Source organism: Klebsiella sp. K47 (genome assembly GCF_051858335.1).
GTDB lineage: Bacteria > Pseudomonadota > Gammaproteobacteria > Enterobacterales > Enterobacteriaceae > Klebsiella > Klebsiella pneumoniae.
In genome coordinates this window covers 215,039-227,458 of record NZ_JBPYUI010000005.1, presented here as the reverse complement: position 1 = coordinate 227,458, position 12,420 = coordinate 215,039, and the positions used below count along the sequence as shown (strand labels likewise).

The 12,420-nt window shown below is 60.1% G+C and carries 12 protein-coding genes; 9 read left to right on the top strand and 3 right to left on the bottom strand.

Annotation, left to right across the window (positions count from 1 at the left end):
• Positions 1-19: 19 nt before the first annotated feature.
• On the bottom strand, positions 20-571 hold the full coding sequence (gene smrB / locus RRF55_RS06975; protein WP_002913348.1) for an endonuclease SmrB: 552 nt from the start codon (positions 569-571) through the stop codon (positions 20-22).
• A 167-nt stretch (positions 572-738) separates the two neighbouring features.
• Between smrB and prmB the strand changes: the two genes are divergently transcribed.
• Genes prmB through RRF55_RS06945 form a run of 6 tightly spaced genes read left to right on the top strand, consistent with a single transcriptional unit; the run spans position 739 to position 5,295 of the window.
• Complete coding sequence (gene prmB / locus RRF55_RS06970) at positions 739-1,671, top strand: 50S ribosomal protein L3 N(5)-glutamine methyltransferase (protein ID WP_002913346.1); 933 nt, start codon at positions 739-741, stop codon at positions 1,669-1,671.
• Between the two features lie 41 nt (positions 1,672-1,712).
• Positions 1,713-2,798: a chorismate synthase gene (gene aroC, locus RRF55_RS06965; RefSeq protein WP_130974826.1), complete on the top strand. Its 1,086-nt coding sequence runs from the start codon at positions 1,713-1,715 to the stop codon at positions 2,796-2,798.
• Between the two features lie 2 nt (positions 2,799-2,800).
• The gene (gene mepA / locus RRF55_RS06960) at positions 2,801-3,625 is read left to right on the top strand and encodes a penicillin-insensitive murein endopeptidase (protein WP_004174960.1); all 825 of its coding nucleotides are present in this window, start codon (positions 2,801-2,803) and stop codon (positions 3,623-3,625) included.
• Complete coding sequence (locus tag RRF55_RS06955; protein WP_002913340.1) at positions 3,625-4,434, top strand: sulfite exporter TauE/SafE family protein; 810 nt, start codon at positions 3,625-3,627, stop codon at positions 4,432-4,434. The genes mepA and RRF55_RS06955 overlap by 1 nt, the downstream gene beginning before the upstream one ends.
• A complete protein-coding gene (locus RRF55_RS06950; protein ID WP_004185005.1) occupies positions 4,434-4,982 on the top strand; it encodes an elongation factor P hydroxylase in 549 nt (182 codons plus the stop codon). Before RRF55_RS06955 ends, RRF55_RS06950 begins: the two co-directional genes overlap by 1 nt.
• A gap of 31 nt (positions 4,983-5,013) precedes the next feature.
• Positions 5,014-5,295, top strand: coding sequence for a YfcL family protein (locus RRF55_RS06945; protein ID WP_002913338.1), 282 nt, complete (start codon positions 5,014-5,016; stop codon positions 5,293-5,295).
• A gap of 61 nt (positions 5,296-5,356) precedes the next feature.
• Here the strand turns inward: RRF55_RS06945 and mnmC are convergent, their stop codons facing one another.
• On the bottom strand, positions 5,357-7,345 hold the full coding sequence (gene mnmC, locus RRF55_RS06940) for a bifunctional tRNA (5-methylaminomethyl-2-thiouridine)(34)-methyltransferase MnmD/FAD-dependent 5-carboxymethylaminomethyl-2-thiouridine(34) oxidoreductase MnmC (RefSeq protein ID WP_032438778.1): 1,989 nt from the start codon (positions 7,343-7,345) through the stop codon (positions 5,357-5,359).
• Between the two features lie 158 nt (positions 7,346-7,503).
• Between mnmC and fabB the strand changes: the two genes are divergently transcribed.
• Positions 7,504-8,724: a beta-ketoacyl-ACP synthase I gene (fabB, locus tag RRF55_RS06935; protein WP_002913291.1), complete on the top strand. Its 1,221-nt coding sequence runs from the start codon at positions 7,504-7,506 to the stop codon at positions 8,722-8,724.
• Between the two features lie 209 nt (positions 8,725-8,933).
• Positions 8,934-10,109 carry an MFS transporter gene (locus tag RRF55_RS06930; protein ID WP_004149211.1) on the top strand — a complete coding sequence of 392 codons (1,176 nt, stop codon included), beginning with the start codon at positions 8,934-8,936 and terminating at the stop codon, positions 10,107-10,109.
• Between the two features lie 86 nt (positions 10,110-10,195).
• On the opposite strand, the gene flk is transcribed toward RRF55_RS06930, so the two are convergent.
• Entirely contained in the window at positions 10,196-11,173 is a 978-nt protein-coding gene (flk, locus tag RRF55_RS06925) for a flagella biosynthesis regulator Flk (protein WP_064153441.1), read from the bottom strand.
• Between the two features lie 110 nt (positions 11,174-11,283).
• On the opposite strand from flk, the gene pdxB reads away from it, so the two are divergent.
• Entirely contained in the window at positions 11,284-12,420 is a 1,137-nt protein-coding gene (gene pdxB, locus RRF55_RS06920) for a 4-phosphoerythronate dehydrogenase PdxB (protein WP_032415276.1), read from the top strand.

Here is a 12,420-nt window from a genome sequence, read left to right as displayed (position 1 = left end):
GGCCCCCCGGAGCCCGCCGTTACGGCAGCTCCGGCGGTTGCCACTCCTCGACCTCAATCAATATCAGCAGTGCGGCGTCACCGCCGTACTCTTTTGGTGCCTGGTGAAACGCCATAATATGCGGATGTTGCGCCAGCCACAGCGGGGTTTGCTGTTTGAGGATGTGTTTCCCGTGCCCGTGCATCACGCAGGCGCAAAACACATGCTCGCGGCGGCAGGCGGCAATTAGCGCGCCCAGTTCCTGTTTGGCCTGCTGCTGGGTAAGCCCATGCAGATCGAGGAACAGCTCCGGCGAATAATCTCCACGGCGCAGCTTTTTCAGCTCGAAATGGCTGACGTCGGGGCGGACATATTTCGTCGAGCCTTCGGTATTCAGTAGCGGTTGAAACTCATCGGAAAAATAGTGGCTGTTATCGACCTGTTCCTGCAGCAAACGCTTAGGAGCAACCTCGGTAATTTTCTTGCGCTGCGGGCGGTGAACAATAGTGTCCTGTTTGATCTTCCGCGTGCCGGTCATCAGCTGACGGAACAGCGCCTGATCCTCCTCGCTAAGCGATGTCTTCTTTTTCATTGTCCGCTCTCATTCATACTTTGCGCTAGTTTACCCGACTCAATATCCCTTCGGGCAAGGAAAACCTGTTTTTTCCCCCGCCCCTTATCGCAAGAATGCTGATTTATCGCCGTCTTCATGGCACACTAGCCGCCGAATTTATAGCAGAGTGTGCCCTGGAGGATGTCGTGGATAAAATTTTTGTTGATGAGGCAGTCAATGAGCTGCATACCATTCAGGACATGCTGCGCTGGGCGGTAAGCCGTTTCAGCGCTGCTAATATCTGGTACGGTCACGGGACTGATAACCCGTGGGACGAGGCGGTACAGCTGGTGCTGCCTTCACTGTATCTGCCGCTGGATATCCCGGAAGACATGCGCACTGCGCGCCTGACCTCCAGCGAGAAACACCGCATTGTAGAGCGGGTGATTCGCCGCGTGAACGAGCGTATTCCCGTCGCCTATCTGACCAACAAAGCGTGGTTCTGCGGGCATGAGTTTTACGTTGATGAGCGGGTGCTGGTGCCGCGCTCCCCGATTGGCGAACTGATCAATAACCAGTTTGCCGGACTGATTAACCATAAGCCGCAGCACATTCTTGATATGTGCACCGGTAGCGGCTGCATCGCCATCGCCTGCGCCTATGCCTTCCCGGAGGCGGAAGTCGATGCGGTAGATATCTCCCCGGACGCGCTGGCCGTCGCCGAGCACAACGTTGAGTCCCATGGCCTGATCCATCACGTTACGCCGATCCGTTCCGACCTGTTCCGCGATCTGCCGAAGCTGCAGTACGATCTGATCGTCACCAATCCGCCGTATGTCGATGAAGAGGACATGGCCGATCTGCCGGAAGAGTATGAGCATGAGCCGGTGCTGGGGCTGGCCTCCGGAAGCGACGGCCTGAAGCTAACGCGCCGTATCCTTGGCAACGCGCCGGATTATCTCAGCGACGACGGGATTCTGATTTGTGAAGTCGGTAACAGCATGGTACATCTGATGGAGCAGTATCCGGATGTGCCGTTTACCTGGCTTGAGTTTGATAACGGCGGCGACGGGGTCTTTATGCTGACCAAACAGCAGCTGATTGACGCCCGTGCGCACTTCGGTATTTATAAAGACTAAAAAAACAACACGCCAACATAACGAAAAAGATTGGAGCCGTGATGTCAGGAAATACAATTGGACAACTCTTTCGCGTCACTACCTTCGGCGAATCGCACGGTCTGGCGCTGGGCTGCATCGTTGACGGCGTGCCGCCGGGCATCCCGCTGACCGAAGCCGACCTGCAGCACGACCTCGATCGTCGTCGCCCGGGTACCTCGCGTTACACCACGCAGCGTCGCGAGCCGGATCAGGTCAAAATCCTCTCCGGCGTCTTCGAAGGCGTTACCACCGGGACCAGTATCGGTCTGCTGATTGAGAACACCGATCAGCGTTCGCAGGATTACGGCGCGATCAAAGATCTGTTCCGTCCGGGACACGCCGATTACACCTACGAGCAAAAGTATGGTCTGCGCGACTATCGCGGCGGCGGTCGTTCTTCTGCGCGCGAAACCGCGATGCGCGTAGCGGCCGGGGCGATTGCCAAAAAATACCTTGCCGCGAAGTTCGGCATCGTCATTCGCGGCTGCCTGACGCAGATGGGCGATATTCCGCTGGCCATCAAAGATTGGGATCAGGTTGAGCAGAACCCCTTCTTCTGTCCGGACCCGGATAAAATCGACGCCCTGGATGAACTGATGCGCGGCCTGAAAAAAGAGGGCGACTCCATTGGCGCGAAAGTGACGGTGGTGGCTGACGGCGTACCGCCAGGCCTCGGCGAGCCGGTCTTCGACCGCCTGGATGCCGATATCGCCCACGCGCTGATGAGCATCAACGCCGTGAAAGGGGTGGAAATTGGCGACGGCTTCGAGGTGGTGAAGCTGCGCGGCAGCGAAAACCGCGATGAGATCACTAAAGCCGGGTTCCAGAGCAACCACGCCGGCGGCATTCTTGGCGGCATCAGCAGCGGCCAGCAGATCGTTGCCAACATCGCGCTGAAGCCTACCTCCAGTATTACCGTTCCCGGTCATACGATTAACCGCTTTGGCGAAGAAGTGGAGATGATCACCAAAGGGCGTCACGATCCGTGCGTCGGCATCCGCGCCGTACCGATCGCTGAGGCGATGCTGGCGATCGTTCTGATGGATCACTTTATGCGTCAGCGCGCGCAGAATGGCGACGTGACGACGACAATTCCACGCTGGTAACCATGAAAAACACCGTTATCGCACTGCTTGCGCTGTTGGCCAGCGCCGGTAGCCTGGCCGCCACGCCATGGCAGAAAATAACCCAACCGATCGGCGGCAGCGCCCAGTCAATCGGCGCGTTTTCCAATGGCTGTATCGTTGGCGCCGAGGCGCTCCCCCTGAGTGCCCCCGGCTATCAGGTGATGCGTACCGATCAGCGTCGCTACTTCGGTCATCCGGATCTGGTTCAGTTTATTCAGCGCCTGAGTAATCAGGTGCACAATAAAGGTATGGGAACCGTGCTGATTGGCGACATGGGGATGCCGGCGGGCGGGCGCTTTAACGGCGGGCACGCCAGCCACCAGACGGGCCTCGATGTCGATATCTTCCTTCAGCTGCCGCAAACGCGCTGGACATCGTCCCAGCTGTTGAAGCCGCAGGCGCTGGACCTGGTCGCCAGCGATGGCAAGCATGTGGTGCCGTCGCTATGGAGCCCGCAAATCAGCCAGCTTATCAAGCTGGCGGCGGAAGATAGCGAAGTTACCCGCATCTTCGTCAACCCGGCGATTAAACAGCAGCTGTGCCTGGACGCGGGCAGCGACCGCCAGTGGCTGCGTAAAGTCCGTCCCTGGTTCCAGCATCGCGCTCATATGCACGTCCGACTGCGTTGCCCGGCGGGAAGTCTGGAGTGCGAGGATCAGGCGCCGCCGCCGCCCGGCGATGGCTGCGGAGCGGAGCTGCAGAGCTGGTTCGAACCACCTAAACCCGGGTCTACCCCCCCTGTGAAGAAGACGCCGCCGCCGCTGCCGCCTTCCTGCCAGGCGCTACTGGATGAGCATGTGCTGTAATGGATAGTTTTATCGAGTTGTTTGCCGTATCGCCGCTGGTGCTGGTGGTACTCTTCTTTGTCGCCATCCTGGCCGGTTTTATTGACTCACTGGCGGGAGGTGGGGGCTTATTGACTGTCCCTGCGCTGATGGCGGCCGGCATGCCGCCAGCCCAGGCGCTGGCGACCAATAAGCTGCAGGCCTGCGGCGGGTCGCTATCGGCGACCCTCTATTTTGTCCGCCGCAAGGTGGTTAATCTGGCCGATCAGAAGCTGAATATTCTGATGACCTTTATCGGCTCAACCGCCGGAGCGCTGCTGGTGCAGCACGTACAATCCGATATTCTGAAGCAGATCCTGCCGTTGCTGGTGATTGGCATCGGCCTTTATTTCCTGCTGATGCCGAAACTGGGCGAAGCCGACCGGCAGCGTCGGCTTTACGGTCTGCCGTTTGCGCTGGTCGCCGGCGGTAGCGTAGGGTTTTACGATGGCTTTTTCGGCCCCGGCGCCGGTTCGTTTTACGCCCTGGCTTTTGTCACTCTGGCCGGGTTTAACCTTGCCAAGTCGACGGCCCATGCCAAGCTGCTGAACGCCACCTCAAACGTCGGCGGCCTGCTGCTGTTTATCATCGGTGGAAAGGTTATCTGGGCCACCGGCTTTGTGATGATGGCCGGCCAGTTTATTGGCGCCCGCGCCGGGTCCCGGCTGGTGCTGAGTAAAGGGCAGTCGCTGATCCGGCCGATGATCGTTATCGTCTCGGCGGTGATGAGCGCGAAACTTCTTTATGACAGCCACGGGGCTGAGATTTTGCAGTGGTTGGGAATTCATTAATGCAACAGCAACACCATTATCAGCAGCTGATAGACCTTTTCGACAGCTGCTTTGCCGAAGAATTTAATACCCGCCTGATTAAAGGCGACGATGAGCCGATCTACCTTCCGGCTGACGATGAAACGCCCTATCACCGTATCGTGTTTGCGCACGGATTTTTTGCCAGCGCCCTGCACGAGATCTCTCACTGGTGTGTCGCCGGCAAGGCGCGTCGCGAACAAGTAGATTTTGGCTACTGGTACTGCCCGGACGGCCGCGATGCGATGACCCAAAGCCAGTTTGAGGATGTCGAGGTGAAACCGCAGGCCTTTGAGTGGCTGTTCTGCGTGGCGGCGGGATTTCCGTTTAACGTCAGCTGTGACAATCTGGAAGGGGACGTTGAGCCCGATCGCATCGCCTTCCAGCGCCGGGTGCATGCTCGGGTGATGACTTTACTTGAACAAGGGATCCCCGAACGTCCGGCGCGCTTTATTCGCGCGTTACAACACTATTATCAAACGCCGCCATTGACGGCGGAACACTTTCCGTGGCCGGAAGACCTGCACTAAGGCCGCACATTACATGACAAGAGGTAAGATGATGATCGCGGAGTTTGAATCACGCATTCTGGCGCTGATTGACAACATGGTAGACCACGCCAGTGATGATGAACTGTTTGCCGGCGGTTATCTGCGCGGCCACCTGACGCTGGCGGTGGCTGAGCTGGAAGGTGAGGGCGAGCATTCTGCTGACGCGGTACACAGCAGAGTTAGCCAGAGCCTGGAGAAAGCCATCAGCGCTGGCGAACTGTCGCCGCCGGACCAAATTCTGGTGCAGGGGATGTGGCATAACCTGTATCAACAGGCGAAAAATCAGGCCTGAGCCATGTTGTAGCCCGGGTCAGGCGTCAGCCGTACCCGGGAAATTGCCTGCCCTCATGGTTTTATTTCACCGCTTTTCCCTTCAGCAGTTTTCTCACCCACAGCCGATTCGGATTCAGCGCCGCCAGGGTGTCGCTATCCAGCGGCAGCGGTTCCGCGCTCATTTGCGCCGCCAGCAGCTCAGCGCTTAACGGCGCGGTGCAAAGTCCGCGCGACCCGAGCGCGCCAAGCATAAACAGGTTACGACAGACCGGCGCGCTATCGGCGATATCCGGTTGTTCGTGGAGGCTGGCGTATTGCGTCAATGTTGCCGCGTAGTCCGGCACGTTGCCGACCATCGGTAGATGATCGCGGGTGGCGCAGCGCACGCCGCAGCGAGCGTCGTTGGCGCTGATATCCACGTCCTGCGGCCACTCCGCGCCCGGGAAGCAGTCGATCAGCCGTTGCCGGTTGTGCTGCTGATCTTCTTCGCTGAAGTTGGTGTCGGTTTTCCCGCGGTGGTAGCTGGCGCCAATGCAGTGCTGCTGATTTTGCGGATTCTGTGGCGTCAGGTAGCCGTCGTAGCACAGCACCTGGCGCAGGGCGGCAAGCCGCGGGGTGGTGGGAATATGGCTGACCTGGCCGCCAACCGGGTAGACCGGCAGTTGGGCTGTTTGCGCAAAATCAGTGATGCGGTGGCCGTTCGCCAGAACCACCGCCTGATGATAGCGCTGCTGATTGAGCAGCCAGCCATCGCCCTCCGCGCTGAGTGTTTCGACGGGATAACCATAGTGCACGTGCAGTCCGCGCGTGGCCGCCAGCGCCAGCAGCTCGGCGGTGAGCTGCTGCGGGCACAGCCAGCCGCCGGCCGGATAGGTGATGCCGCCGCAGCCGGTATCGACGCCGGTCAGCCCGGCAACCTGTTCCGCCGTCACCGCGCAGGCGATGTCCGGGGGTAAATTCAGCGCCAGCATCTGGGCGATTTTATGCGTGCTTTTCTCATCCCAGCCGAGCTGGGTAACACCGCACCATTGGTGATCGAACATCACCGGCAGCGCGTCATACATTCGGCGGGCGAAGGTAAAGGCGGCCGGAAAAAAGCGCGCCAGCGCCGGATCGTGCTGACTTAACAGCGGATACAGCGCGCCCTGGCGATTGCCGGAGGCGCCCTGCGCTGGAGCCTCATCGGCGCAGTAAAGGGTCACCTGCCAACCGCGGCGCAGCAGCGCCAGGGAGAGCAGGGCGCTGGCGATCCCGCCGCCGATGATGGCCGCCTCGCGGGCATCGCTGCTACTGCGAGCGAACCAGGGGGCGCGCGCAGGAAAGCTCAGCGTTTGCGCCATCTCGCCGGTCAGCATCTCCCGCTTGCGGCCGAAGCCTTTGCTTTTAAGCATGGTAAAGCCGGCCTCCTGCAGGCCACGGCGGACAAAACCGGCGGAGGTAAAGGTGGCCAGCGTCCCGCCGGGCCGCGCCAGGCGCGCCATGGCGCTGAACAGCTCCTGAGTCCACATGTCGGGATTTTTCGCCGGGGCAAAGCCGTCAAGAAACCAGGCGTCCACCTGCTGGTTCAGCGAATCATCCAGCTCCCTGGTCAGCTCATTGATATCGCCAAACCACAGATCGAGCGTCACCCGCCCGCCGTCGAGCAGCAGACGATGGCACCCGCCGAAGGCCGACGGCCATTGCGCCTGCAGCTGCTGCGCCCACGGAGACAGCTCTGGCCAGCGCTGGTGCGCCAGGCGGAGATCCTCAGCCTTCAGCGGATATTTTTCAAAACTGATGAAATGTAACCTTTGCAAGGTAACGTCCGGGTTATCACGAACAAAAACGTCAAACGCCTGCCAGAGGGTGAGGAAATTGAGCCCGGTGCCGAAGCCGCTCTCCGCGACGATCATCAGCGGGCGAGGGTGGCTGGGGAAGCGCTCCGGCAGGCGATTTCCGCCGAGAAAAACGTAGCGAGTCTCTTCCAGACCGTTGTCATTGGAAAAGTAAACATCGTCGAAATCTCGGGAAACAGGTGTACCCTCAGCGTTGAATTCCAGGTTGGCGGGTTGTATGGCGTTTTGTTTCACGTAAGTTACTCGAATCACAAGGCGTAGCACGATCTTAACGATGTGTGCCTGAGGGCGCAAATTTATACACAAAATGTCTGATCGGACTTGTTCGGCGTACAAGTGTACGCTATTGTGCGACACGAAACTTAAAATAGTGCGACTTACAGAGGTATTTAATGAAACGTGCAGTGATTACTGGCTTGGGCATCGTTTCCAGCATCGGTAATAACCAGCAGGAAGTCCTGGCATCTCTGCGTGAAGGACGTTCAGGGATCACTTTCTCTCAGGAGCTTAAAGATTCAGGGATGCGCAGCCACGTATGGGGCAACGTCAAACTGGATACCACTGGCCTCATTGACCGCAAAGTAGTGCGCTTTATGAGCGACGCCTCCATCTATGCTTACCTGTCCATGGAACAGGCTGTTGCCGACGCAGGTCTGGCGCCTGAAGCATATCAGAATAACCCGCGTGTCGGCCTGATCGCAGGCTCCGGCGGCGGTTCCCCGAAATTCCAGGTCTTCGGCGCCGATGCCATGCGTAGCCCGCGTGGTCTGAAAGCCGTGGGCCCGTATGTGGTCACCAAAGCGATGGCTTCCGGCGTTTCCGCCTGCCTCGCTACGCCGTTCAAAATTCACGGCGTTAACTACTCCATCAGCTCGGCCTGCGCCACTTCCGCCCACTGTATTGGTAACGCGGTAGAGCAGATCCAGCTGGGCAAACAGGACATCGTCTTTGCCGGCGGCGGCGAAGAGCTGTGCTGGGAAATGGCCTGCGAATTCGACGCCATGGGCGCGCTGTCCACTAAATACAACGACACCCCGGAAAAAGCGTCCCGTACCTATGATGCTAACCGTGACGGCTTCGTTATCGCCGGCGGCGGCGGTATGGTCGTGGTGGAAGAGCTGGAACACGCCCTGGCGCGTGGCGCGCACATCTATGCCGAAATCGTCGGCTATGGCGCGACCTCCGATGGCGCGGACATGGTCGCCCCGTCTGGTGAAGGCGCAGTGCGCTGCATGCAGATGGCGATGCATGGCGTTGATACGCCGATCGACTATCTGAACTCCCACGGTACCTCCACTCCGGTCGGCGACGTGAAAGAGCTGGGCGCCATCCGCGAAGTATTCGGCGACAACAGCCCGGCTATTTCGGCAACTAAAGCGATGACCGGCCACTCGCTGGGCGCGGCGGGCGTACAGGAAGCCATCTACTCCCTGCTGATGCTGGAGCACGGCTTTATCGCGCCGAGCATCAACGTTGAAGAGCTCGACGAGCAGGCTGCCGGCCTGAACATCGTCACCAAACCGACGGACGCTAAGCTGACCACCGTAATGTCCAACAGCTTCGGCTTCGGCGGCACCAACGCCACGCTGGTGATGCGTAAATACAACGCCTAATCAGCATGTGATGCGCAAAGGGGAGCCACCGGCTCCCCTTTTTTGTCATCTTGACAGGGTAAGAGCCCGCAGGCACACTGCTCGCGGATCCATTAGTCTCTCCACTAATGCGTAAGCGTTTAACGTCAACCAACGCGCCTTAACCCTGATAATCAGGTGGAGGGGGCGTGTCGCTTTGCTCGCCTTACTCTGCGAATCTGGAGTAATGCATGTCCGCAGTTACTGAAACAACATCCAATTCTTCGGCGAATTTTTCGCTTTTCCGTATTACGTTTGCCGTCTTTTTGACCTATATGACCGTTGGTTTGCCGCTGCCGGTGATCCCGCTCTTTGTCCATCAGGAGCTGGGATTTGGCAACACCGTGGTTGGCGTGGCGGTAGGGATCCAGTTCCTCGCCACCGTTCTGACCCGGGGGTACGCCGGACGTCTGGCAGACCAGTACGGCGCTAAACGTTCCGTCCTGCAGGGGATGCTGGCCTGCGCCCTGGCGGGCGCGGCATGGCTGGCCGCTGCGCTGCTGCCGCTGCCGGTGCTCGCCAGGCTCGGCCTGCTGCTGCTGGGCCGCTTGATCCTCGGGTTTGGCGAAAGCCAGCTGCTGACCGGAAACCTGAGCTGGGGGATGGGCCTGGTGGGACCGGCCCGTTCCGGCAAAGTGATGTCATGGAACGGCATGGCGATGTACGGCTCGCTGGCGGTGGGCGCCCCGCTGGGATTATTGATCTATAGCCATTTTGGCGTGGCGGTGCTGGCCTGTGTCACCATGGGACTACCGCTCGTCGCCTGGCTTATTAACGGTACCGTGCGCAAAGTGGCGGCCCACGGAGGCGAGCGGCCTTCACTCTGGAGCGTCATCGGCATGATCTGGCGGCCGGGCATTGGCCTGGGCCTGCAGGGTGTCGGCTTTGCGGTGATCGGCACCTTCGTCTCCCTCTATTTCGCCAGCCATAGCTGGCCAATGGCCGGCTTTACCCTGACGGCGTTTGGTGGCGCCTTTGTGCTGATGCGAGTGCTGTTCGGCTGGATGCCGGATCGGTTTGGCGGCGTTAAGGTGGCGATGGTCTCGCTGCTGATAGAGGCGGTTGGTCTGACGCTGCTGGGACTGGCGCCGAATGCCTGGCTGGCGCTGGCCGGTGCGGCGCTGACCGGGTGCGGCTGTTCGCTTATTTTCCCCTCACTTGGCGTGGAAGTAGTGAAGCGCGTCCCGGCGCAGGTGCGCGGCACCGCGCTCGGCGGCTATGCGGCCTTTCAGGACATCTCCTATGGCCTGACCGGGCCGCTGACCGGCCTGCTGGCGACCTCGCTGGGCTACTCGTCGGTGTTCCTTGCCGGCGCCCTCTGCGCGGCGCTGGGGATCCTCGTCACCCTTATCTCATTTCGCCGCTAGGTTATTGTCCGGCCTGAAAACGCTGTAGGAAACACCGCGGCGTTTGGCATGAAGGGGAGCCGTAAACGCCGCCGGTGGCTGCTGGGCTACAGCAGGAGCCACAGCACAAGGAGCAGGACAACCGCGCCCAGCGCCAGCTGCCACGGCTTAGCGCTCCACGTCCGCCTGGTGACAGGCTCCTCCTGCGGGATGGCCAGCGTCTCCTGGGCGCGGGCCACCCGCAGCACAAACACCTTGTTCAGCAGCGCCAGGATCTGCGCCGGGCTCAGCGTGGTCCGCGGCGTGACCTGCCAGCTGCGACGGGCAAAGTCGACAATTGTCTGCCACTCCGCGGCCTCCAGCGGCTGCTTGAGCGCTCCCTGCAGCGAGGTGAGCGTCGGCGCGCTTTGCGCACTCAGCGTTTGCCGCGCCTGCAGCCAGTACGAAAGCGGCAGGAAGTGCGTCGCCGGGATCAGCTCCCCGGACTTGACGCCGCAAAGCTCCAGCATGGATTGCCAAATCAGCTTGCTTGGTTCGCCGGTGGCGGCCGCCAGCTTAGTCACCAGCTGATTGAGCGTATTATGCTCGGCTGGCAACAGCGGGCGCAGGGTCGGCGGGCGCTGCTGCGGCTGCGGGATCGACAGCTGGCCATGCTGCAGCAGATGCAGAATGGTCTCCAGCTGCGTCTGGCTAAGGGCATGCAGCGCCGTTTGCCCATAATGCTGACGAATATAATCGCTCACCGCCTGGCGGTTATTGCCCTGACCGAGCAGATCGCTGAGCTGCGCTAAGGTCTGGCGATGATGATGATTATCCTGAGCGGCGGCTAAGCGCTGGTTGAGACTGGCCTCCGCGGCGTTGAAATGGCAGGCCAGCAGGGGCGAGTCGCCTTTCAGTCCGAGGTCATGTTTGACGCAGGCCCACACTTCCGCGTTCTGCTGCGAGGTCAGCGCCACCAGGCGCGTGATCAGTCGCTCCAGAACGGTGCGTTGCTGCATGGAAAGCGAAGGTTCGCCGGTGGCGGCAGTGCCTGATGGGCCTCGCCCTGGAGGACGGTCTGGCATATCAGCAAGGGGGTGCGTCATGATTCATCCTTTCGATATCGCGGTGCTGGAACCAGGTGATGAGTATGCCTGGCGGCCAGATTATGGCACACTTCCCCAGTTAACTCTCGTTCTCAGACAGGTACTGAACTGTGAAAATCCTCGTTGATGAAAATATGCCCTATGCCCGTGAGCTTTTTAGCCGTTTAGGCGACGTGCAGGCGATCCCAGGCCGTCCGGTCCCGGCCGATGCCCTGACCGATGCGGATGCCCTAATGGTGCGCTCGGTCACCCGGGTCAATGAAGCATTGCTCGCCGGCAAGGCCATTAAGTTCGTCGGCACCGCTACCGCCGGCACCGATCACGTCGATCAGGAGTGGCTGCAGCAGGCGGGGATTGGTTTCTCTGCGGCGCCCGGCTGTAACGCCATTGCGGTGGTAGAGTACGTCTTTTCATCGCTGCTGATGCTGGCTGAACGCGACGGCTTTGCGCTGCGCGATCGCACCGTCGGGATCGTCGGCGTCGGTAACGTTGGCGGGCGACTGCAAAAGCGCCTGGAAGCGTTGGGGATCAAAACTCTGCTCTGCGACCCACCGCGCGCCCATCGCGGCGACGAAGGTGACTTCCGCTCCCTCGAGGCGCTGGTCCAGGAAGCCGATGTCATCACCTTCCATACGCCGCTGTATAAAGAAGGGCAATATAAAACCCTGCATCTGGCGGATGAGGCGCTGATAAGCCGCCTGAAGCCTGGAACGATTTTGATCAACGCCTGCCGCGGGCCGGTGGTCGATAACGCCGCACTGCTAAAGCGGCTGGAAGCTGGTCAGCCGCTGAGTGTGGTATTGGACGTCTGGGAGCCGGAGCCGGATCTAAACGTTGAGCTTCTCAAGCTAGTGGATATCGGTACCGCGCATATCGCCGGCTACACCCTCGAAGGGAAAGCGCGCGGGACGACGCAGGTTTTTGAAGCCTACAGCGCCTTTATCGGCCATCCGCAGCAGGTAGCGCTGGACACTCTGCTGCCGGCGCCGGAATTTGGCCGCATTACCCTGCATGGACCGCTCGATCAGCCGACGCTGAAAAGACTGGTCCACTTGGTGTATGATGTGCGCCGCGATGATGCGCCGCTGCGGAAGGTGGCCGGCGTCGCCGGTGAATTCGACAAGCTGCGTAAAAATTATCAGGAACGTCGCGAATGGTCTTCGCTGTATGTGCAGTGCAGCGATGAGCAGGCGGCGACGCTGTTGCGCCAGCTCGGTTTTAACGCCGTGCATCATCCTGTTCGTTAA